Origin of the sequence: Methylobacterium guangdongense (genome assembly GCF_038442355.1) — a bacterium.
GTDB classification, from domain to species: Bacteria; Pseudomonadota; Alphaproteobacteria; order Rhizobiales; family Beijerinckiaceae; genus Methylobacterium; species Methylobacterium guangdongense.
In genome coordinates this window covers 113,070-134,942 of record NZ_JBBXMX010000005.1, presented here as the reverse complement: position 1 = coordinate 134,942, position 21,873 = coordinate 113,070, and the positions used below count along the sequence as shown (strand labels likewise).

Here is a 21,873-nt window from a genome sequence, read left to right as displayed (position 1 = left end):
GGGGCGCAGGGCCGTCAACACCGGCGGTTGCGGGGCCGGCGGCTACGCGAGGCTCTGGGCGGCGCCGCGCAGCTTCTGCGTGGCTTGGTCCGCCTCCACGGCCGACTGGGCGATGAGGCCGAGGCCGCTGGTGATCGCGCCGACCCCCTGCGCGGCCGTCTGCATGTTGGCCGACATCTCGCGCGTGACGGCGGATTGCTGTTCGACCGCCGTGGAGATCGCACTGGCGACCTCGTTGAGCCGCACGATCGTGGCCTGGATCGCGCCGATCGCCCCCACGGCCTCCCGGGTGGCCTCCTGGGTTCCGGAGATCTGCGAGCCGATCTGCTCGGTCGCCCGGGCCGTCTGGTTGGCCAGTTCCTTCACCTCGGCAGCGACCACCGCGAAGCCCCGGCCCGCCTCGCCGGCGCGGGCCGCCTCGATGGTGGCGTTGAGCGCGAGCAGGTTCGTCTGCGCCGCGATGCTCTGAATCAACGCCACGACCTCGCCGATCTGCGTCGCCGCCTCGCTGAGGCCGCCGATGATCGTCTGCGTCGCCTTGGCCTGATCGACCGCCTGCCCGGAAATCTCCGAAGCCTGCTGCACCTGACCGCCGATCTCCGTGACCGAGGCGGCGAGCTCCTCGGCCCCGGAGGCGACCGCCTGGATTTCGGTGGAGACCCGGGTCGAGGAATCCGCCGCCTGCCCGGCCTGCTGCGAGACGTTCGACGAGGCGTCCGCGATGGCGTTCAAATCGCGGACGATCGCGCCCTGCAACTCTGCCCGATGCTCGCGGTCCCGCGCCTGGGCGGTGACGTCGGTGGCGAACTTGACGATCTTCAGGAGGCGTCCGTCGCGGTCGAAGACAGGATTGTACGATCCCTGGATGTGGACGATGTGGCCGTCCTTGGCGACGCGCCGGAATTCGGCCAGTTCGTACTGGCCGGCGGACAGGCGGCTCCAGAAGGTTCGGTACGCATCACCGTCGCGGGCCCCGGCCTCGATGAACAGGCTGTGGTGCCGGCCTGCGATCTCCGCCAGCCGGTAGCCCATCACGGCGAGGAAGTTCTCGTTGGCGGTGAGGATCGTTCCGTCGACCCCGAACTCGATCACGGCCTGCGAGCGGGTGATGGCCTTGATCTGGCCCTCATAGGCAATCGTGCGCTGCACCTGCTCGGTGACGTCGCTGGCGAACTTGACGATCCGGATCGGCTTGCCGCCGCGTCCGAGGATCGGATTGTAGGTCGCCTGAAACCAGACCTCGCGGCCGCCCTTGCCGATACGCTTGAATTCGCCCGCCTGAAACGCACCGCCGCGCAAAGCCGCCCAGAAGTCCCGATAGGCCGTGCTGTCGCGATAGGTTGGATCGACGAGTTGGGCGTGCAACTGGCCGCGGACCTCATCGAGCCGATAGCCGAGCGCATCGCAGAAATTTTTGTTGGCCGTCAGGATCGTGCCGTCGAGATTAAACTCGATGACGGCTTGGGAACGGTCCAAAGCATCGAGTTTAGATGTCATACTCCGATCGAACACGATGGCCATTTAAGTTGATCCCCCTTTGACGGCGCTGATTTTTCCAATGATCGCGCCGGATCTGTGCAGCCGGGATCCTCATACGATCCGCGATCAAAATATGTGAGTCACATTCTGGTGGTCTCAAAGTTAGAGTGCCGCCCGCGGGCGCAAATTGATTTACATCAATCTTGCAAGAAGGCATCAATCATTGAAGGCGGGTAAAAAATATAATTTAAACAGCATCTTTTAGCCAATGTAACTTAAATTAAACACGGTTTTACGTTGTAAGGGCGACGCCTTCATCATCGGCGTACGTTTGGCGAGTGAGATGCAGGCATGTGCTGGACGCCTTTCGCGGATGGCGCCTGAATGACTGTGCCCGACGGAACGGCCACGCCTGTTCGCGTCGCGTCGCGTCGATCCGGATCTCCGCAAAAGGACAGCAGGCATGCGCTCACCGCCCCGGAAACGTTCCGGCTGACGGAGCTGCGGAGGGCGGTCGGGCAAAGAAGCGCCAGCCTGAAAGGCCGGGCAACGCATCGCCGCCCGGCTCGCACACAGCATCTCCGATCGATCGATGTCTTCCGCGTCAGATCAGAGGTGGAACACCACCTTCACGCAGCCGTCCTTCTTGTCCCGGAAGGCCTCGTAGAGGTCCGGCCCGTCCGCGAGGTTCTGCGAGCGGTGGGTAATCAGGGAGGTCATGTCGATCTTGCCCTCCTGAATCAGTTTGGTCAGCGGCTCGAGGTAGCGCTTCACGTGGGTCTGGCCGCTCTTCAGGGTCAGGCCCTTCTGCACGATCGAGCCCATGTTGATCGGGATCGGGCCGCCATAGACGCCCGGCACCGAGACGATGCCGCAGGGTCGGACCGCCTTGATCGCCTCGGCGAGTGCGTAGGGCCGCTCCGTGGCGGTGAGCTTCTCCTGCACCGCGGAGAGCACACCGGTGATGCCGCCGTGTCCGGCGCTCGCCTCCATGCCGACGCAGTCGATCACGCCGTCGGCACCCTGGCCCTTGGTGATCTCCTTGATGCGCTCGAATACGTCCTCGTTCATGAAGTCGATGACGTCGGTGGCACCCGCCTTCCGGGCGAGGGCGATGCGCTCGGGCACCGTCTCGATGGCGATGATGCGCTCGGCGCCCATGATCTTGGCCGACTGGATGGCGAAGATGCCGACCGGCCCCGCGCCCCAGATCGCGATGGTCTCGCCGCCCTGGATCTCGCAATGCTCCGCGCCCTGCCAGCCGGTGGGCAGGATGTCGGTGAGGAACAGGACCGACTCGTCGTCCATCCCGTCCGGTACCTTCATGGGCGCGACGTCGGCCATGGGCACGCGCACATACTCCGCCTGCCCACCCGCGTAGCCGCCTGTGAGGTGCGAGTAGCCGAACAGCCCGGCGGTCGTGTAGCCGAACTGCGCCGCCGCCATCTCGGCGTTGCGGTTCGAACGCTCGCACACGGAGTAGTTGCCGAGCTTGCACTGCCGGCAGGACCCGCAATTGATGTTGAACGGGACGACGATCCGGTCGCCCTTCTTGAACTTGGTGAAGCCCTGACCGACCTCGACGACTTCGCCCATGAATTCGTGGCCGAGGACGTCGCCGCTCTCCATGGTCGGCATCAGGCCGTCCATCAGGTGCAGGTCCGAGCCGCAGATCGCGCAGCTCGTGACCTTGATGATCATGTCGCGGGAATCCTCGATCTTCGGGTCCGGGACCGTGTCGCATCGGATGTCGTTACGGCCGTGCCAGCACAGTGCCTTCATGACGGGGATCTCCACAGTCTTGGAAGTGAGGGCCGAGCGCGGCCGTCTGAGGGTTCAAGCCCGGCACGGTACGGCCAAGTTCCGACCCGGCGGGATTTCGCCGTAGGGTGCACCGGAGATGCACGCTCTGTGTGGAACCCTGACCCGGCCGTGTGGGGTTGTTGGCTCGATGGGGTGCTCCGGCGCCCTGTGAGGACGTGACGTCGCGAGCCCCGGCGCCTGTCCGCTTGCAGCCCGAAGCGGGAGCCCCGATGCCGAACAGCCCGATCCTTCAGCCCGTCACGATCAAAGGCCTGAGCCTCAAGAACCGCGTCGTGATGGCGCCGCTCACCCGCAGCCGCTCGGACAATGACGGCGTGCCGCCGGATTTCGCGGCCGACTATTACGGCCAGCGGGCGAGCGCCGGCCTGATCATCGCGGAGGCGACCAACATCTCACCCCAGGCCGTGGGCTATGCCTACACGCCGGGGATCTGGTCCGACGCGCAGGTGGACAGCTGGTCCCGGATCGTCCGGACCGTCCACGCCAATGACGGGCTGATCTTCCTTCAGCTCTGGCACACCGGCCGGATCTCGCATCCCGACCTCCAGCCGGGCGGGGCGCTGCCGGTCTCGGCCTCAGCGATCAAGCCGGAGGGAACCGCCTTCACGCGTGAGGGCATGAAGCCCCACGTGACGCCCCGCGCTTTGGAGACGGACGAGATCCCGGGCATCGTTGCCGATTACCGGCGTGCCGCGGAGAACGCCAAGCGGGCGGGGTTCGATGGGGTCGAGATCCACTCGGCCAACAATTACCTGCTGGAGCAATTCGTCCGCGATTCGACCAATCGGCGGACCGATCGCTATGGCGGCTCCGTTGAGAACCGCCTGCGCTTCCCGCTGGAGGTGGTCCGGGCGGTGACGGAGGTTTGGGGCGGCGGCGACCGGGTCGGCATCCGGATCTCCCCCGCCACCACGCAGCCGGGGGAGACCCCCTTGGACTCCGACCCGAACGCGACCTACGGGGCCTATGTCGATGCGCTCAACGGGTTCGGGCTTCTCTACGTCCATGCGATTGAAGGGGTGACGCAACAGACGCGCGATGCGCCGGAGGGCGTCGATCTCGCCGCGCTACGCCATCGGTTCAAGGGCGCCTACATCGGCAATAACGGGTTGACCCTGGATCTCGCCGAGAACGAGCTGTCCGAAGGCCGGGCTGATCTCTTCAGCTTTGGTCGGCCCTACCTCGCCAATCCCGATCTCGTGGAACGGTTCGCCGTCGGTGCGCCGGTGGCCGAGGCGCCGAAGGTTTACTGGTACGGCGGTGGCGCCAACGGCTACTCCGACTGGCCAGGCCTGAACGGGCCGGTTCCCGTTCGCCGGTGAGCGCGTAAAGGCCGGTGAGGTTTGGACGGGACCGTTGGTTTAGAAATGTTTCACGTGAAACACCGGTCTTAACCGAAGCTTCACAGTTGAGCGATGGCGACGGAACGGCGTCTGTACGCGCATCGATATCGGTCCGGCACCGCTTTCGTATCGAGGCGCGCGTCGGGCGCGGGGTCGACGACCACCGGCCACGAAGCACGGCGTAAGCTTTGCAGCTGTCCAAACCTCAGACTGCGCCTCAGGGTCGGACAGCTGAAACGTTGCCAGCACGCCGGCGGCGTGGGGGCATCACGCCTCGTCCGGCAGCGGATCGCCGGTCCAAGTCGTCGCGAAGGCGGCGAGCTCCCGTCCCTCCGCGAAGGCCATGACGCTCACCTCCCGCTCGGTGGGTGCCGCCCCCGGATAGGGCGCAAGATGGATCTTCACCCGTGCGAGGCGGCCACCGGGCGCATGGGCCGACAGCCAAGCCTGGACCTCCGGCGTCAGGCGCTCCGGCCCGTCGAGGACGCGCGAGTCGCCCCGCAGGACGACGACGTAGGTGCCGAGGCCGGGATCGGCCTGTTGCACCGCCTTGACGATATCGATCACGGGCTCTCCGCGAAGTCGTTAATCTGAACCTGCGCCTGGGCCTGGGTGAAGTTCGGGATGTCGGCGAAGATCTCGTTGCCGTGGGCCGCTACGGCCTTCTGGAAGGCATCCGCCGACTCGAAGGTCGGCAACGCCATGACCTGGAACGGCGCAGCGCCGCCATCCGGCGTCCCGACGCCCTTGACCACCTTGGCGTCGTGCAAGCCCAGCGCCGACCAGCGCTCCCGCACCAGCGGCATGTGATGGCCGAGATAGTAGCCCATGTCGAAGCTCGCGCCGGTCGGGTACATCACGCTGACCAGGATCATGTCGTTCCTTCTCCCTCTGCGGGGTTCGATCCGCCCACCATGGGGCAGGCCGCGGGTGTTCGCAAAGCGTCCCGGCGGTTGCGCGCGGCGAGACGAGGAGCGCGCCGGTCATTCGCAAGGACACGCTGCGTCGATCGGGCCGATCTAGGGCAATCGCGCCCGGAAGCGAGGGCTTCCGAGGCGTCGTCCCGGGGTTCAAACGGGGCATGTCCCGGCTGGTGGGACATCCCTGATTCGAGCGCTCGGCCGTCTCGACCGTCCAGCGCCCGGTCCACCGGTCAGCCGTGACCGCGCCTCAAGGCGCGCGGTTCGGCAGACCCACATCCCCCACCGGCACGAACTTCTGCGCGCGCTTGCCGGTATCGACCTCGGTGGTGAAGACGTCCCCGTGCGAGTCGACCGCGAGGTTGTGGACCCAGTGGAACTGGCCCGCCATGCGCCCGTTCCGGCCGAAGGCGCCCACCACCGCGCCGGTGGCGCGCTCCAGGGTGCGGACCTCGTTGTTGGCGCCATCGGCGTTGAGCAGGTAGGTCTGGTTCGCGTCAGGCCACAGGGCCAGCTCCCAGACCGAGCCGTTGGCCCGGGTGTTCTTCTCCACGAAGAACTCCGTCACGAAGCTCCCATCCTTCTTGAACACCTGGATCCGGTCGTTGGTCCGGTCGCAGACATAGACCAGCCCGTCCTTGGCGATGCGCACGCAGTGGACCGGGTTGGCGAATTGCCGAGCCGGAGCGGCTGCGGGATCGTAGGGGCCGAGCTTCTCGTCGGTCGGCGGCTTTCCGTAGGCCCCCCACATCCGCTTGAACGCGCCGGTATCCCGGTCGAACACGATGATGCGGTGGTTGTAGTAGCCGTCCGCCACGTAGACCTCGTTGGCCGCCATGTCGAAATCGACGTTGGCGGGCTTGCCGAGCCGGCTGGTGTCGCGGGAGTCGGTCTGCGGTCCGGCCTTGCCGATCTGCAGCACGAACTTGCCCTCGGGGGTGAACTTCAGCAGTTGCCCGTCCTGGTCGCCGTTGCCGGCGATCCAGACGAAGCCCTGGCCGTCGATCTGGATGCCGTGCTCGTTGGCCGGCCAGTCGTAGCCCGTGCCGGGGCCGCCCCAGCTTCGCAGCAAAGTCCCGGCCTGATCGAATTCCAGCACCGGCGGGGCCGGCTTGCAGCACTTGGTCCGGGGCGGATCGAGGCTCGCGGCCTTCTCGTCGTCGGTGAGCGTGCGCGGGCGCTGGATCACCCAGACATGATCCTGCGCGTCCACGGCGACGCCCGCGGCCTGACCCAGGATCCAGTCGTTCGGCAGCGGCTTCGGCCAGTTCGGATCGACCTGGAAGCGCGGCGGCTCCGCGGCCGGTGCGGGGCCCGAGAAGGCGAGCAGGCAGGCGAGCGCCGGCAGCGCGGCAGAGATCCTCATGGCGTATCCTCCCGCGCCTGTTCCGGCGCTCGGCGCCAGCATGACGTCAGGACGGGTCGGGATCCAGGGGGCGGAGGGCGGATCGGTGACAGCGCCCCGCGACCATCCGGACAGAAAAAAGGCCACCCCACGAAGGGGCGGCCCGAAGTCTAGGGAGGAAACGCCCAAGAAGGGCTGCAGGACCGCGACGCCATCGCCGTCCCGCGCTGCACAATCTGCGCCCCTGGCCAAAAAATTCAAGACCGACAGGACAGCAGGGCTGTCCCTTTGTGCGGCTGCACACGTGTCTCCCGACCTCTGTGTTGAAAATGCCGCAGGCGCCCATTCGACCGTCGATGTCAGATTTCCCGCGTCCAGGGGGCGTCGATCGGTGCGTAAGTCGCTGACACGATGCACGTTTGGGCTGTCGATCCCGGCACACGCTCCGCCGTTCGATTGCCCGTGTGCCTGTCTGCATCCCGGAGAGACGCCGGCGCGGCCCGCTCTAGCTTTCCCGCCAAGTGTTCAGCACGTGGTGCACAGCGGGGATCAGGGTCAGCATGGCGATCCAGAATGAGCGGATCCGGGTTCTCAACGACGTCGAGCCGCGCGAAGACGGGAGCTACGTCCTGTATCTTCTGCAGCAGGCCAATCGGGCGACGTTCAACCCAGCCCTCGAATTCGCGATCGAGGAGGCGAACCGGCTGGATCTGCCGGTGGTCGCCTGCTTCGGGTTGCTCGACGGCGCCAGCGGCTTCCCCGAGGCCAATGCCCGGCACTATGCCTTCCTGCTTCAGGGGCTCGCGGACGCGAAGGCCGGACTGGAGAAGCGGGGCATCGGCTTCGTGATGCGCAAGGCCTCGCCCGCCAAGGTCGCCATCGACCTTGCCAAGGACGCGGCCCTCCTCGTCCTCGACCGCGGCTACCTCGCCATCCAGAAGGGCTGGTACGCGGAGATCACCAAGGCGGTGAAGACCCGGATCGTCCAGGTCGAGGGCGACGTCGTGGTGCCGGTCGAGACCGCCTCCCAGAAGCACGAATACGCCGCCCGCACCCTGCGGCCGAAGCTGAACCGGCTCTGGGACCCGTTCATCGCCGCATTGAAGCCGCGCAAGCCGAAGCATGCGGCCGGCAAGCTCAAGCTGAAGAGCGCCATCGATGTCTCGGATCCCGAGACGGTGCTCGCCGGCATGACGCTCGATCGGGACGTGGGGCCGGTGAAGCGGTTCGTCGGCGGCGAGACGGAGGCCCGCAGGCGCCTGAAGGCCTTCCTGAAGGACGGGTTCGCGGGCTACGGCGCCGACCGCAACATGCCGGAGGCGGCCGCCGCCTCGCACATGAGCCCCTACCTGCATTTCGGTCAGATCTCGCCCGTTGAGATCGCCCTGGCGGTGCGCGAGGCCAAGACGGGCGACGACGACGACCGTGGCGCCTACCTGGAGGAGGTGATCGTCCGGCGCGAACTCGCCATGAACCACGTCTTCTACACGGAGGACTACGATTCCTACGCGGCGGCGGTGCCCGAATGGGCCCGCAAGACGCTGGCCGAACACGCGAAGGACGAGCGCCCGCATGCCTATTCGGAGACGCAGCTGGCGGCCGGCGAGACCCACGACCGCTACTGGAACGCCGCGATGCAGGAGATGCGCGAGACCGGCTACATGCACAACCAGCTGCGGATGTACTGGGGCAAGAAGATCCTCGAGTGGTCCCCCTCGCCCGAGGAGGGGTTCGCCCGCACGCTCCGGCTCAACAACCGCTACTTCCTCGACGGGCGCGATCCGAATTCCTTCACCAACGTCGCCTGGGTCTACGGCCTGCACGACCGCCCCTGGCAGAAGCGCAAGGTCTTCGGGACCGTCCGCTACCAGAGCGAGAACTCGCTGAAGAAGTTCGACGCCAAGGCGTATGTGAAGGCGGTGGAAAAGCTCTGCGCCGCGGAGGCGTGAGGCGGAAAGCCCGAAAGGCGACGCGGAGGCGGATCGATCGGGTCCCCCAGACCGGGGCCCGGCGGCGCGCCCGGGCGGTCCACAGACCCGGCGGCCCCCTATCGTGGCCTGGTATATGCCATGACCTGGGCCATTGCCCGCCGCTTGCGCTATAGCGTCCCTTTCGGCGGCGCGGGTACAGTGCTCGATCATGGTGGACACACGGGACGACGTGCGGGAAACGACCACTTCTCCCCGCCCGCGGCGCTCCCGCTACCGCCGCTCGATCATGCGCCTGCGCTCGGCCTCGCTGGAGGCCTATCCGCTCTGGCGCGGGCGGATGCTGTTCCTGGCGGGGGGCATCTGTGTCGGCCTCGCCGCCGTGCTGATGGCCAAGGGGGCGGACCTCGCGCAGGACGGGTTCCGGCGGCTCATCGGAATCTCCCCCTATATCGCCCTGGTGCTGACGCCGGCCGGCTTCGCGCTGGCTGCGCTCCTCGCCCGCACGGTGTTCCCGAACTCGCAAGGGTCGGGCATCCCGCAGGTGATCGCCGCCCGGCACGCCCGGGACGCGCGCTTCCGGTTCTCGCTGATCTCCCCACGCGTCGCCATCGGCAAGGTGCTGGTGCTGTTCCTGGGGCTCCTGTGCGGCGCCTCCGCGGGGCGCGAGGGGCCGACCGTGCAGGTCGGCGCCGCCATCATGGCGGCCTTCGGCCGGCTGACGCCGGACCGCCTGCCGGGCCTGCTGCTGGCCGGCGGGGCGGCCGGCGCCGCGGCCGCCTTCAACACGCCGCTCGCCGGCATCGTGTTCGGCATCGAGGAGCTGGGCCGGGCCTACGAGGCGCGCTCCTCCGGGCTGATCGTGGCCGGGATCGTGGCGGCGGGCCTGACCTCCCTGTGGCTCCTGGGCAATTACACCTATTTCGGCACCACCCAGGCCGAGCTGCCCTTCGCCGTCAGCTGGATCGTGCTGCTGATTGCCGTGATCGGCGGGCTCGCGGGCGGGCTATTCAGCCGGATCGTGATCCTGTTCGCCCGGGGCCTGCCCGGACGGGTCGGCCGCCTGATCCGGACGCGGCCGGTGGTGTTCGCGGCCCTGTGCGGCGTGTGCGTCGCCCTGTGCGGCCTCGCCTCCGGGGGAGCCGCCTACGGCACCGGCTACGAGGAGGCCCGGAACATCCTGCACGGCGACGCGGCGGCGGGCTGGGGCTACGCGCCGCTGAAATTCGCCGCCACGGTGCTGAGTTCGATCAGCGGCATCCCGGGCGGGTTGTTCGCGCCCTCGCTGGCGGTCGGGGCCGGCCTCGGCGGCGCGGTCCACGGTCTCCTCCCGGAGGTGCCGGTGGGCGCCCTCGTGCTGATCGGCATGGTGGCCTACCTCACCGGCGTGCTCCAGGCGCCGATCACCAGCTTCGTCATCGTCACCGAGATGACCCAGAACCACGCGATGATGATCCCGCTGATGGTGGCCGCCCTGATCTCCGACGCCGCCTCGAAGGCCGTCTGCCGGGGCGGGCTCTACCACACGCTCGCGGAGATCATGCTGGAGCGGGCCGACGTGCCGGCGCAGCCGGTGGCCAAGACCGGCTGACCGATGTTAAGAAAATAAGCGGCTCGCGGTGGAATCGGCGGAACGGTCTCGCTTGGCGTCGGTTGAGGCAACGAAACCGGCCCGGTCATCGGGCGCCTGCGGAGTGACGCCATGACCCTCCTGAAATGGGCCCTCATCTGCTTCGTGATCTCGCTGATTGCCGGCGGCCTCGGCTTCACCGGCATCGCCTCGGGCGCGGGCTCGCTCGCCCGGATCCTGTTCGGCCTGTTCCTGCTGATCGCCATCGTGATCGTGGTCATCGCCTTCGCGGTCGGCCAAGCCGTGTTCTGAGGCGGGCGTGATGCGCGGCAAGGTCTGCCTCGTCACCGGGGCGACCAACGGGATCGGTTACGAGACCGCCCTCGGATTCGCGCGCCTGGGCGCGCGCGTCGGCCTCGTCGGGCGCGATCCCGGCAAGACCCAGGCCAGCGCCGAGCGGATCCGCGCGGCGGTGCCGGGCGCGGCGGTGGATCCCCACATCGCCGACCTGTCGTCCCAGGCCGAGATCCGGCGGCTCGCCGCGACCCTGCGCGACGCCTATCCGCGGCTCGACGTCTTGGTCAACAATGCCGGCGCGATCTTCGACCACCGGACGCTCACCGTCGACGGGATCGAGCGCACCTGGGCGCTGGACCACCTGGGCTACGTGCTGCTGACGCTGGAACTCCTCGACACGCTCAAGGCCTCGGCTGCGGCCGGCGGCAAGCCGCGGATCGTCAACGTCGCCTCCGCGGCCCATTACCGGGGGCACATCGATGTCGACGACCTCGAGGGTGCCCGGCGCTACGGAGCCATGCGGGCCTACGCGCAGGCCAAGCTCGGCAACGTGCTGTTCACCTACGCCCTGGCCCGGCGGCTGCGGGGCGACGGCATCACCGTGAACGCCCTGCATCCGGGGGTGATCAACACGGGCTTCGCCAAGAACACCGGCGGCCTGTTCGGCACCGCGTGGTCGCTGATGCGGCCGTTCCTGACCACGCCCGAGAAGGGCGCGCAGACCTCGCTCCACGTGGCGAGCGCCCCAGAGCTCGATGGCGTCACCGGCCGCTACTTCTCGCATTCGAAGCCCAAGACGTCCTCGGCGGAGAGCCGCGACGAGGCCGTGCAGGAGCGGGTCTGGGCGCTGAGCCTTCAGCAGGTGGGGCGGAGCGGGTGAGGTGCAATCGGCTCAGGTGAGGGCCGATGCGAGGTCCGTCTTGGAAAAATCGCGGCCTTTGAAGAGGATCGTATCGCAGTTTTTGGCCGCACAGGCATAGGACAGGCAGTCGCCGAAGTTGAGCTGTGCCGGGTGACCGCGTCCCTTGCCGTAGGCGGCGAAAGCCTGCACGGCCCGACGTGAAACGGCGTCCGTGATCGGAATGACGGTAATTCCTGCTTCGGCGAGGAAGTCGTCGTAGGCCTCGTGAGCCTCTGCCGTTTCGAGACCGAGGATACGCACGAGGTTGATCGTCACCTCCAGGCGAACATGTGCGCCCGTTCTGCGACGCGGAGCGTTTTCGATCTGTGCGAGGAAGGCGGCGGCTTCCGGCTCGTCAGCGAGGATTGCGATCAGCGCCGATGTCTCAATGAACATTACGGACCCCAGAGAGCGTCGCGTTCGGCGTCGGTCAGTTTAGGCTGGGGCGGATTTTTCGCCTTTGCCAAGGCCCTGGATCGAATCGCCGCGATGCGCTCCGCTAGGGGGATTGCCGCGTCTGCACGCCGGATCTCGTTCTGCAGAGCAAGCTTGATCGCGGCTGTGAGATTTGGTGCCCCACACTTGCTCATGACCGTTTCAGCGAGGGTGCGGACTTCTTCATCCCGGATGCTCAGCATCGTGCCGTCCTCGCCTGCTATGCCGTGTATGGACGGTGACATAGTGCCTGTCCATACGATGTCCAAGGGATACGGCACCGAACCGACGTTCGGTCCGCCCCGTCACGCCGCCCGCCGCACCCCGTGGTCCCCCTGCTGCTGGATCTCGATGAACACCCGGGTCACGTCCGGATTGCGTTCCTTCAGCGCCCGGTCGAGGCGGGTCACGAGGCCCTCGACATCGCCCGCGCTCACATCGTCGGCCATGTCGATGCTGAGATTGACCAGGATGTCGGACGGGCCGAAATGCTGGGTCAGCACCTCGTTGACGTGGAGCACCCCCGGCTCGGCCCGGGCCAGCTCATGGATCGCCGCGACGACCTCGGGATCGGCGGCCTCGCCGATCAGCAGGCCGTGGGTCTCGATCATCAGGAAGCCGGCCATCCCGATCAGCACGAGGCCGATCCCCACGGAGGCCCAGCCGTCGAGGCTCGGCATGTCGAGCAGGTGGCTGGCCGCGACGCCCGCGAGGGCGATCACGAGGCCGATCAGCGCGGCGGAATCCTCGGCCAGGACCGTGAACAGGGTCGGATCCTTGCTGCGCCGGATCGCCCGCACCGCCGAGTGCTTGCCCTTCTCGGCCCAGAACTGACGCATCGCCACGAAGAACGAGGTGCCCTCGGCCGCGATCGCGAACCCCAAGATCGCGACGTTCACCCAGATCCCGGGCAGCCGGTAGCCGAAGAGTTCGGCATCCGAGTCCGGTTCGGGGTGGCGGACCCGCTCGATCCCCTCGTAGACCGCGAAGAGGCCGCCGCCGAGGAAGATCATCAGCGCGACCACGAAGGCGTAGAAGTAGATCTCGCGCCCGTAGCCGAACGGGTGGCGGTCGTCGGCCGGCCGCTCGGAGCGCTTCATGCCGACGAGCAGCAGCACCTGATTGGCCGTGTCGACCACCGAGTGCACGCCCTCGGCGAGCATCGCGGTCGAGCCGGTCAGCGCCCCGCCGACGAACTTCGCCGCCGCGATGGCGAGGTTGGCGCCCGCCGCCGCGTAGATCGCCCCCGTGCTCTCATGCGCCATCCGGTCATCCTCTGCACCGCGATCCGCGCCGCCCACCGCCACGCTCCGACCGCGGCGGTGCAAGCATCTCGGGGGCGGTGGGTTCCCATGTGGACGCGGCCGGGCGGCCCGTGCAACCTGTCGCTGCCCAAGGTTTTCCGGAGGCGGCATGGCCGACGCGCACTACGACCCCGACAACATCTTCGCCAAGATCCTGCGCGGCGAGATCCCCTGCCACCGCGTCTACGAGGATGAACAGACGCTGGCCTTCATGGACGTGATGCCCCAGGGCGAGGGCCATACCCTGGTGATCCCGAAGGCGCAGGCCCGCGGCCTGCTCGATGCCGAGCCCGAATCGCTCGCGGCCCTGATGGCAAGCGTCCAGCGCGTCGCCCGGGCCGTGAAGGCAGCGTTCCAGGCGGACGGGCTGACCCTGTTCCAGTTCAACGAGCCGGCCGGCGGCCAGACCGTGTTCCACCTGCACATCCACGTCATCCCGCGGCGCGAGGGCGTGCCCTTGAAGCGCCACGAGGGCGGCATGGCCGACAACGCGGTTCTGGCCGAGCACGCGGCCCGCATTCGCACCGCGCTCGAAGCGCAGGGATAAGCGTCAGGCGGCGCTCGCGGAATCGCCCTGGGCCATGCTGGCGAGCAGCCGGCGCAGGGCGGCGTTCTCGGTCTCCAGCTCGCTGACGCGCCGCAGCAGCATGGTCACGGAGGCGTCGGTCGCGATCGGATCAGGCGTCGGCGCCACGGCCGGAGCCCGGGCGGGATCCTCGAAGATGACGCCGATCCCGTCCTCCCGCCGCCAGCGCAGGGTGGCACGGTAGGTGCGATCCTTCTGCGGGATATAGAGGTCGAACGCCTCCGGCAGCGTCGCGGCGTCGCTCATGACGAGGCGCGCGCCGGACGAGGACATGTCGCGGACGAGGCAGTCGAAGCTGGACGATCCGTTGTTGAAGACGATGCGGCCCTTGAGGAAGACCCTCTGGCGCGTCTCTCGGCGGTGCTCCGACATCGGGCGGCTCCGGAAGGCTGGCGATTTGACCGAATCTGCACGCCAGCCCTTAAGGAATCTTCGCCGGGATACCGGACTCGGGGCCTAATCCACCGGTGGATACCGGTAGAGATGTGGGCAGGGACAAGTTCTTGTCGGGGGGGCTGGTGGGGCGATTAACGGCCCGCGCGTCTCCCTCCCCCGCAGAGGGGGAGGGGGAGTTGCGGACAGGCTCATCCTCAATCTTGAAACGGTAATATGCGAACCAGCCGCCCGCTTACGTCATGAAGCGCCGGTCCATGGTCTGGAACAGGTAGAAGCCGTTGAACCGCACCGCGGTGTCGGCGGCCCGGTCGTCGAAATCGCGGGGCTGTCGGCTGCCGTCGCAGAGCTTGCCGCCGAAGATCCAGCGGCCCGCACCGATGAAGGGCGGCACCGTGCTCGCCTCCGGCACCGCGCAGCAGAGGCCCTCCTCGCCCTTGAGCTGGAACAGGTTGTAGCTTCGCATTCGAAGTCCTCCGCCTGGCCGCCCTCGAAGCCGACGATCCCCAGTTCACACGCGTGCACTGCGAAGAATCGGCTTGACCGTGCTTATAATGGCACAATCCGTCGAGTTTGTGACGGTCAAGTTTCAGGGACGTTTCGGGCGAGTTCGTCGAGCCAGATCCGCGCCGACCCGTCCGAGGGCGCACGCCAGTCCCCCCGGGGCGACAGGGAGCCGCCGGCCGAGACCTTCGGGCCGTTCGGCAGCGCCGAGCGCTTGAACTGGCTGAAGCCGAAATAGCGGTTGAGGAACACGCCGAGCCAGCGGCGGATCTCGGGGAGGTCGTAGGCGACCCGCTTGGCCTCGGGGAAGTCCGGCGCCCAGGAGCCGCGCGCCTTGTCGCCCCAGGCGTGCAGCGCCAGGAAGGCGATCTTCGAGGGCCGGAACCCGTGGCGCAGCGTGTAGAACAGGTTGAAATCCTGCAGCGCGTAGGGGCCGATCGTTCCTTCCGTGCTCTGCGGGCTGTCGTCCTGGTCCATCGGCACCAGCTCGGGGGAGATCTCGGTGTCGAGGATCGCCTGGAGGGTGCGGGCCTCCTCGGGGCCGACCTCGCCGTTGCCGATCACCCAGCGGATCAGGTGCTGGATCAGGGTCTTGGGCACCCCGGCATTGACCGCGTAGTGGCTCATCTGGTCGCCAACCCCGTAGGTGCACCAGCCGAGCGCCAGCTCCGACAGGTCGCCGGTGCCGACCACGAGGCCGTCCGCATGGTTGGCGAGCCGGAACAGGTAGTCGGTGCGCAGGCCCGCCTGCACGTTCTCGAAGGTCACGTCGTAGACCGCCTCGCCCCTGGCGAAGGGGTGGTTCATGTCGGCGAGCATCTGCTTGGCGGCCGGGCGGATGTCGATCTCGGCGGCCGTGCAGCCGAGCGCCTTCATGAGCGCGTGGGCGTTGGTCTTGGTGGCGTTCGAGGTGGCGAAGCCCGGCAGCGTATAGGCCAGGATGTCGGAGCGCGGGTAACCCAGCCGGTCGAACGCCTTGGCGATCACGATCAGCGCGTGGGTCGAGTCGAGGCCCCCCGAGACGCCGATGATGGCCTTGCGGGTCCCCGTCGCCTCCAGCCGCTGGGCGAGGCCGGCGACCTGGATGTTGTAGGCCTCGTAGCAATCCTGCGCGAGACGCGACGGGTCGGCCGGCACGAAGGGGAAGCGCTCGATCCGGCGGATCAGGCCGAGATCCGCCTCCGGCGGGTCGAGCCAGAACGGCACCCGACGATACGCGAGGGCGTGGCGGCGCGCGTCGTCGTCGAAGCTGCCGGCCTGGAGGCGGTCCTGGGCGATCAGGTCGAGGTCGATATCGGCCATCGTGGCGACCGGCGCTTGCGGGAAGCGCTCGCCCTCGGCGAGGCGCACGCCGAGCTCGTCGATGCTGGTCTGGCCGTCCCAGGACAGGTCGGTGGTCGATTCGCCCTGGCCGGCGGCGGCGTAGACATACGCGCAGATGCCGCGCATCGCGGCGGCGCGGGACAGGAGCGCCCGCGACTCCGCCCGGCCGACCGTGATCGGGCTCCCCGACAGGTTCGCCAGCACCGTGGCGCCGGCCAGCGCCGCGCGCATGCCCGGGGGCTCGGGCACCCACAGGTCCTCGCAGATCTCGACGCCGACCACGAGGCCCGGCAGGTCCTCGGCCGGGAACAGCAGGTCGGTGCCGAACGGCGCCTCGTGGCCGGCGACCCGGATGGTCTCGCCGGTGATTCCGGCGCCGGACGCGAAATGGCGCTTCTCGTAGAATTCCCGGTAGTTCGGCAGGAAGGTCTTCGGCACGACGCCGAGCAGGCGGCCGCCCTGGATCGCCAGCGCGCAGTTGTAGATCCGATGGCGCCAGCGCAGCGGCGCGCCGACGAGCAGCAGCGGCCGCAGGGACGCCGACTCGGCGATCACCCGGGCGGCTTCCGCCTCGACGGCATCGAGCAGGGTCTGCTGTAGCAGCAGGTCCTCGATCGCGTAGGCCGAGAGGCCGAGTTCGGTGAAGACCGCCAGCGCCGCCCCCGAATCGTGGCAGGTCCGGGCGAGGGCCAGCACCGCGTCGGCGTTGCGCGTGGGCTCCGCCGGATGGCTGCGGCCGGTGCAGGCCGCGACCCGGGCGAAGCCGTGGCGGTAGAGGGAGCGGAAGCCGGCCGGTCCGAGGCCCCGGGGATCGGCGGGAGAGGGGGAAGGCGGCTGGGTCACGGGCACCTGTCCGGGGGAGGGGGCTCTCAAGCCTATATGTGGCTCGACCGTGGGACACGACATCATGTTCCGCGGAATATCCAGCCGCGCGGCAGATGCCGGTCCCGATTCGTCCGATGAGGCCAAGCGACCCGTGAGGCGGCGCCGGTCAGTGCCGGTCGAACCGCCGCGCCGAGCGTGCGTCGCGCTGGGCGTTCACGCGGGCGTTCTCTTCGCGCCAGGCCCGCGCGCTGTCGCGCTGGGCTTGCTGGCGCAGGATCTCGGTCTGCTGTCGCTGGCTGGCCGCGATATCCTTCAGTGCGTTGAGTTCGCGCTGCCGGGCGAAGTCCTGGGCGAGGACCGGGGCCGATACCGAGAACAACGCGGCGAGAGCGAGGAATGTGAGGGCACGCATGATGGATCCAGCTGGCCAGTGCGGGATCACCTTCGACAGAGACGCTTTGAACACAGGCACGACGATGGCGCAGGGGCCGTTGATGTCATTTGTACCCACCGCTATTTCGTAGGTTCGGTCGCCAGCTCTGCATCCCGGCTGCCGGCTCCAGATCTGCCAAATTTCACCGTCACGGTCGCTTCTGAAGCAGCCAAGGTGAGTTGCCGACCGGTTCTGCGGATGGCACCGGTCTTGGTGAGCGCGGCCACGTCGTCGTGAACGCGCCTGTAGGGCCGCCCGACGCGACCGGCGAGTGCTGTGATCGACGGTGCCGGCGCTTCCGCAAGTGCGTCGAGGATCTCGATCCGCGAATTGGAAAACGCGGCTTTGAAGCCGCTCAGGCTCTCGAACACCAGAACAGGCCGCTCGGGCGTGAGATCACCAGCCTCGGCGCGGTGCCAAGCCGTGATGAAGGCCTCACCCATGTCCTCAGCCGATCCGCCAATCTGAATGAGGGGGCCCTTGTTCATACCGATCCTCCGCGAAGCAGGCGGACTTCGCTGAGGAAATCCGCGACCAACTGTTCGACCGTGGTGAACATGTAGCGGGTCTCCAAGTCTCCGCGATGGATGTGATCGCCTTTCCCCGCCTCGTTGTCGTAGGCGAGAATGCGCTCGCCGGCGCGTCCATAGAACAGCGAGTATTTCAGGCTATGCGCCGATCCGCGCACCGGTGTCGGCACGACCACGATCCTCATCTGCAAGATTGCGCCGTCGTCATAGTCGATTCGGCGGCTGAAGAGGGGCGTCGCCTTGGCCATGCGCCATATCTGACAGCGAAAGTATGACATCAAGTGTCATATTTTCAAGTGCGCTGGCTTCTGGTTGAGCATGTCGTGGTCGATCGCACGGGAGGCGAGTATCCCCTGCTCGAAGCATCGCTGAGCTTCACCGCGGGCCCACATGGTTGCCGCCCGATGGGCCCGCGGCAAGCCTCCATTAACGACGAATGGCCTAACTCAAGACAGCCCGCCGCGCGTCGGCGGATCCCTGTTTCGAGTATCGTTCGAGAACCCATGCGCGCATCGGGACGGCCTCCGTACTCCCACCGTGACCCCGCCCGCCCGGTGCGCGGCGGCGACCGCTCGGGCCTCTCCCTGGGAGCCCTGGCACACCGGCTGATGGCGCTCCGCGCCAGCCTCACCCGCCGCCTGTCCGGCTCCCCGGCCGGGCTGCCCGCGCGGCCTGCCTACGGCGCCCCCGGGCGCCGGCCGGAGCCGAGCTGGCTGACCGCGCCGGCCGCGATGGTCGGCCGCGATATGCCGGAGCGTACCGTGCGCCCGCGTTCCGCCCCGCCCGAGCATGTCTGGCCGGACGAGGTCTTCGACGATCGGGCGAGCCTCGATGCGCCGGAGGCCCCGGTGTTCGAGAGCCGAATCGACCGCAGCGCCTCGACGCCGGGCGTGCTGGTGCGCCAGCCGCGCCGGCCCGCCGCCATCGCGCCTGATCACGCCCCGGCCGGCGCGCCGACGAGCGCCCCGGCCGCCGCGCCGCACGCGGCCATGCCGCCCTCGGCGGTGCGCTGGACCCGCACGCCCGATTCCGTGCTGCAGGAGCGCCGGCAGCGCGCCCTGGAGGCCGAGCGCGTCGCCCTGGAGCGGGCCCGCGCCGAGGCGCAGGCCGCAGCCCTCGCCCTGGAGACTGAGCGGGCCGCCCGCGAGCAGGCGGAGCAGGAACAGGCCGAGCGCGACCGGATCGCCGGGGCGCAGGCCGAGCAGGCGGTCGCCGCGTCCATCCCGGCCGGCCCGGAGGCTGAGATCGTGCCGCTGTGGCGCCAGCCCTTCGTCGCCCCGCCGGGCGTCCGCTTCTTCCGCACGCCGGATCGTCGCCCGGTCCGGCCCGCCGTCGAGCTGGCCGCGTCGACCGCCATGATCGCCCCGGTCACCGTCGACTCCATCGCTCTTGAGCCGGCTATCCAGGAGGCCGTGGCCCAGGCTGCCGAAGTCGAGGCGGCTGAGCCGGCGACCGTGACGGCACCCGCCGAGGCGCCGGCTCAGGATTGGTCCGACCTGCCCGACTGGTCCGAGGTCCAGCCCTGGTTCGGCGGTGGCGACTGGTCGTCCGTCGAGGCCTGGGCGGCGCTGGAGCCGCAGGCCGACGCGGTCGAACCGGCCCTGGCCGCCCCCGAGGCCGCGGCGACGCCCCTCGACACCGCACCCGCGCTGCCGCCGCGCCCGGTCTACGTGCTCGACCGGCTCGTGCGGTTCGATCAGCCGCCCCGTCCCGCCGACGGGCAGGATAACGGCCGGGCGCCCGCACCCGAGTCCGCGCAACAGGACGACGCGAACGCGGCGATCCGCAGCGCATTCCTGCCGCCCGTCCCGGGGGCGGCTCCGGTGCCGGCCGGCCTGTCGCTGGTCTTCGGCCCGGGCAGCGCCACGGCCGAGCCGCCGGCCACCCCCGAGGGGCCGCGCCGCGCGCCCATGCTCAACGCCATGGCGGCCCGGGCGGCGATCCGCGCGGCCGGCCAGCCGAGCCCTGCGCCGGCCGCTCCGCCGGTTCAGCCCGAGGCTGCGCCCGCACCGGCGGCACCGATCGCCTCCGGCCCGGAGCGCGCCGAGGCCGAGCGGGTGGTGATCCCGATGACGCCGCGTCCGGTCCTTCTCCGGGGCAAGCTGGCGCCGCAGCCCGAGCCGGCTCCGGTCCAGATCGAGGCTGAGGTCGAGGTCGAAGCTGAGGCTGAGATCGAGTCTGCCCCTGTCGCGGCTGTGCCCGAGCCGGTCGCCGCGGCGCCGGTGGCTCTCCCCCTGGTGGCGCCCCGGGCGCACCTGATCCCGGCCGGCCGCCATCTCGAGATCGCGTCGATCGAGAATGCCGATTACGAGCTGCCCTCGCTCGGGCTTCTCGCCCTGCCGGCTCCGGGCGGCCGTGAAGAGGTCGATGCCGACGTGCTGGAGCAGAACGCCCTCAACCTGCAGCAGACGGTCCAGGATTTCGGCGTGCGCGGCGACATCCTGGCGGTGCGGCCCGGCCCGGTCGTCACCCTCTACGAGCTGGAGCCCGCGCCCGGCACCAAGTCCAGCCGCGTGATCGGCCTGTCGGACGACATCGCCCGGTCGATGTCGGCGGTCTCGGCCCGTGTCGCGGTCGTGCCCGGCCGGAACGTCATCGGCATCGAGCTGCCGAACGAGACCCGCGAGACCGTCTACCTGCGGGAACTCCTGGCCTCGGCCGACTTCGCGGAGAGCAAGCACAAGCTCGCCCTGTGCCTGGGCAAGAACATCGGCGGCGAGCCGATCATCGCCGACCTCGCCCGCATGCCGCACCTGCTGGTGGCCGGCACCACCGGCTCGGGCAAGTCGGTGGCGATCAACACCATGATCCTCAGCCTGCTCTACCGGCTGAAGCCGGAGGAGTGCCGCCTGATCATGGTCGATCCCAAGATGCTGGAGCTGTCGGTCTATGACGGCATCCCGCACCTGCTCTCCCCAGTCGTCATCGACCCCAAGAAGGCGGTGATCGCCCTCAAGTGGGCGGTGCGCGAGATGGAGGAGCGCTACAAGAAGATGGCCAAGATCGCCGTCCGGAACATCGACGGCTACAACGCCCGCATGAAGGAGGCCCGCGAGAAGGGCGAGACCATCACGCGCACGATCCAGACCGGCTTCGATCGTCACACCGGCGAGGCGGTGTTCGAAGAGGAGGCGATGGATCTGACGCCGCTGCCCTACATCGTGATCGTGGTCGACGAGATGGCCGACCTGATGATGGTGGCCGGCAAGGACATCGAGGGCGCGATCCAGCGTCTGGCCCAGATGGCGCGGGCGGCGGGCATCCACCTGATCATGGCGACGCAGCGCCCGTCGGTAGACGTGATCACCGGCACCATCAAGGCGAACTTCCCGACCCGGATCAGCTTCCAGGTGACCAGCAAGATCGACTCGCGGACCATTCTCGGCGAGATGGGCGCGGAGCAGCTTCTGGGCCAGGGCGACATGCTGTTCATGGCCGGGGGCGGGCGCACGACGCGGGTGCACGGGCCGTTCTGCTCGGACAGCGAGGTCGAGACCGTCGTGGCGCACCTGAAGCGCCAGGGTCGCCCGAGCTACCTCGACGCCGTCACGGCGGACGATTCGCCCGAGGAGCCCGTGAAGGAGAGCGGCCGCGGCCGGGGCAAGGCCGCCGCCGACAAGGCCGAGCGGTCCGACGAGCCGGCCGAGGAGGCTCCGGTGTTCGATATCGGCGCCTTTGCGGCGGCGACGGGGGGTGAGTCGGACGATCTCTACAAGCAGGCCATCGAGGTGGTGCTGCGCGACGAGAAGGCCTCGACCAGCTACATCCAGCGCCGCCTGCAGATCGGCTACAACCGCGCCGCCTCGATCATGGAGCGGATGGAGATCGAGGGCATCGTCGGCCCGGCCAACCATGCCGGCAAGCGCGAGATCCTGGTCGCCGGCATGCCGCACAGCTCGGCCGGGATGTACGACGACGAGTGAGACGCTGCCC

The 21,873-nt window shown here is 68.7% G+C and carries 21 protein-coding genes; 7 read left to right on the top strand and 14 right to left on the bottom strand.

Annotation, left to right across the window (positions count from 1 at the left end; all coding sequences use genetic code 11):
• Window positions 1-42 precede the first annotated feature (42 nt).
• On the bottom strand, window positions 43-1,497 hold the full coding sequence (locus AAHG09_RS12515; RefSeq protein WP_342107568.1) for a methyl-accepting chemotaxis protein: 1,455 nt from the start codon (window positions 1,495-1,497) through the stop codon (window positions 43-45).
• A gap of 591 nt (window positions 1,498-2,088) precedes the next feature.
• Entirely contained in the window at window positions 2,089-3,261 is a 1,173-nt protein-coding gene (locus tag AAHG09_RS12510; RefSeq protein ID WP_342107567.1) for a zinc-dependent alcohol dehydrogenase, read from the bottom strand.
• Between the two features lie 251 nt (window positions 3,262-3,512).
• Between AAHG09_RS12510 and AAHG09_RS12505 the strand changes: the two genes are divergently transcribed.
• Window positions 3,513-4,625 carry an alkene reductase gene (locus AAHG09_RS12505; protein WP_342107566.1) on the top strand — a complete coding sequence of 371 codons (1,113 nt, stop codon included), beginning with the start codon at window positions 3,513-3,515 and terminating at the stop codon, window positions 4,623-4,625.
• A gap of 288 nt (window positions 4,626-4,913) precedes the next feature.
• On the opposite strand, the gene AAHG09_RS12500 is transcribed toward AAHG09_RS12505, so the two are convergent.
• The 3 genes from AAHG09_RS12500 to AAHG09_RS12490 form a co-directional block, all read right to left on the bottom strand.
• Window positions 4,914-5,213, bottom strand: a complete 300-nt coding sequence (locus AAHG09_RS12500) for a hypothetical protein (protein WP_342107565.1) — start codon at window positions 5,211-5,213, stop codon at window positions 4,914-4,916.
• On the bottom strand, window positions 5,210-5,521 hold the full coding sequence (locus tag AAHG09_RS12495) for an EthD family reductase (protein WP_342107564.1): 312 nt from the start codon (window positions 5,519-5,521) through the stop codon (window positions 5,210-5,212). The genes AAHG09_RS12500 and AAHG09_RS12495 overlap by 4 nt, the downstream gene beginning before the upstream one ends.
• 295 nt (window positions 5,522-5,816) lie before the next feature.
• Window positions 5,817-6,932 carry an NHL repeat-containing protein gene (locus AAHG09_RS12490; protein WP_342107563.1) on the bottom strand — a complete coding sequence of 372 codons (1,116 nt, stop codon included), beginning with the start codon at window positions 6,930-6,932 and terminating at the stop codon, window positions 5,817-5,819.
• A gap of 539 nt (window positions 6,933-7,471) precedes the next feature.
• Between AAHG09_RS12490 and AAHG09_RS12485 the strand changes: the two genes are divergently transcribed.
• The 4 genes from AAHG09_RS12485 to AAHG09_RS12470 all read left to right on the top strand — a co-directional run bounded on the left by AAHG09_RS12485 (window position 7,472) and on the right by AAHG09_RS12470 (window position 11,586).
• A complete protein-coding gene (locus AAHG09_RS12485) occupies window positions 7,472-8,860 on the top strand; it encodes a deoxyribodipyrimidine photo-lyase (protein ID WP_342107561.1) in 1,389 nt (462 codons plus the stop codon).
• A gap of 190 nt (window positions 8,861-9,050) precedes the next feature.
• The gene (locus AAHG09_RS12480) at window positions 9,051-10,430 is read left to right on the top strand and encodes a chloride channel protein (protein WP_342107559.1); all 1,380 of its coding nucleotides are present in this window, start codon (window positions 9,051-9,053) and stop codon (window positions 10,428-10,430) included.
• Between the two features lie 111 nt (window positions 10,431-10,541).
• Window positions 10,542-10,721, top strand: coding sequence for a DUF1328 domain-containing protein (locus tag AAHG09_RS12475; RefSeq protein ID WP_010685332.1), 180 nt, complete (start codon window positions 10,542-10,544; stop codon window positions 10,719-10,721).
• Window positions 10,722-10,731: 10 nt separating this feature from the next.
• Complete coding sequence (locus AAHG09_RS12470; protein WP_342107558.1) at window positions 10,732-11,586, top strand: SDR family oxidoreductase; 855 nt, start codon at window positions 10,732-10,734, stop codon at window positions 11,584-11,586.
• Window positions 11,587-11,598: 12 nt separating this feature from the next.
• On the opposite strand, the gene AAHG09_RS12465 is transcribed toward AAHG09_RS12470, so the two are convergent.
• The 3 genes from AAHG09_RS12465 to AAHG09_RS12455 all read right to left on the bottom strand — a co-directional run bounded on the left by AAHG09_RS12465 (window position 11,599) and on the right by AAHG09_RS12455 (window position 13,307).
• Window positions 11,599-12,003 carry a type II toxin-antitoxin system VapC family toxin gene (locus AAHG09_RS12465; protein ID WP_342107557.1) on the bottom strand — a complete coding sequence of 135 codons (405 nt, stop codon included), beginning with the start codon at window positions 12,001-12,003 and terminating at the stop codon, window positions 11,599-11,601.
• The gene (locus AAHG09_RS12460; protein WP_342107556.1) at window positions 12,003-12,245 is read right to left on the bottom strand and encodes a type II toxin-antitoxin system VapB family antitoxin; all 243 of its coding nucleotides are present in this window, start codon (window positions 12,243-12,245) and stop codon (window positions 12,003-12,005) included. Before AAHG09_RS12460 ends, AAHG09_RS12465 begins: the two co-directional genes overlap by 1 nt.
• 102 nt (window positions 12,246-12,347) lie before the next feature.
• Window positions 12,348-13,307 carry a cation diffusion facilitator family transporter gene (locus tag AAHG09_RS12455; protein ID WP_342107555.1) on the bottom strand — a complete coding sequence of 320 codons (960 nt, stop codon included), beginning with the start codon at window positions 13,305-13,307 and terminating at the stop codon, window positions 12,348-12,350.
• A gap of 148 nt (window positions 13,308-13,455) precedes the next feature.
• Here AAHG09_RS12455 and AAHG09_RS12450 point away from each other — a divergent pair, with 148 nt between their 5' ends.
• Window positions 13,456-13,893, top strand: a complete 438-nt coding sequence (locus tag AAHG09_RS12450) for an HIT family protein (protein ID WP_342107554.1) — start codon at window positions 13,456-13,458, stop codon at window positions 13,891-13,893.
• Window positions 13,894-13,896: 3 nt separating this feature from the next.
• Here AAHG09_RS12450 and AAHG09_RS12445 read toward each other — a convergent pair whose 3' ends face one another.
• The 6 genes from AAHG09_RS12445 to AAHG09_RS12420 form a co-directional block, all read right to left on the bottom strand.
• Window positions 13,897-14,304 (bottom strand): PilZ domain-containing protein, encoded by a 408-nt coding sequence (locus tag AAHG09_RS12445; RefSeq protein WP_342107553.1) that lies wholly within the window; start codon window positions 14,302-14,304, stop codon window positions 13,897-13,899.
• Between the two features lie 256 nt (window positions 14,305-14,560).
• On the bottom strand, window positions 14,561-14,791 hold the full coding sequence (locus AAHG09_RS12440) for a hypothetical protein (protein WP_342107551.1): 231 nt from the start codon (window positions 14,789-14,791) through the stop codon (window positions 14,561-14,563).
• Window positions 14,792-14,907: 116 nt separating this feature from the next.
• Window positions 14,908-16,995, bottom strand: a complete 2,088-nt coding sequence (locus AAHG09_RS12435) for an NAD(+) synthase (RefSeq protein ID WP_342107550.1) — start codon at window positions 16,993-16,995, stop codon at window positions 14,908-14,910.
• Window positions 16,996-17,143: 148 nt separating this feature from the next.
• On the bottom strand, window positions 17,144-17,389 hold the full coding sequence (locus tag AAHG09_RS12430; RefSeq protein WP_342107548.1) for a hypothetical protein: 246 nt from the start codon (window positions 17,387-17,389) through the stop codon (window positions 17,144-17,146).
• A gap of 101 nt (window positions 17,390-17,490) precedes the next feature.
• Complete coding sequence (locus tag AAHG09_RS12425) at window positions 17,491-17,898, bottom strand: HVO_A0114 family putative DNA-binding protein (RefSeq protein ID WP_342107547.1); 408 nt, start codon at window positions 17,896-17,898, stop codon at window positions 17,491-17,493.
• Window positions 17,895-18,188, bottom strand: coding sequence for a toxin-antitoxin system TumE family protein (locus AAHG09_RS12420; protein ID WP_342107545.1), 294 nt, complete (start codon window positions 18,186-18,188; stop codon window positions 17,895-17,897). Before AAHG09_RS12420 ends, AAHG09_RS12425 begins: the two co-directional genes overlap by 4 nt.
• Before the next feature lie 360 nt (window positions 18,189-18,548).
• Between AAHG09_RS12420 and AAHG09_RS12415 the strand changes: the two genes are divergently transcribed.
• Entirely contained in the window at window positions 18,549-21,863 is a 3,315-nt protein-coding gene (locus tag AAHG09_RS12415) for a DNA translocase FtsK (protein ID WP_342107795.1), read from the top strand.
• Window positions 21,864-21,873 lie beyond the last annotated feature (10 nt).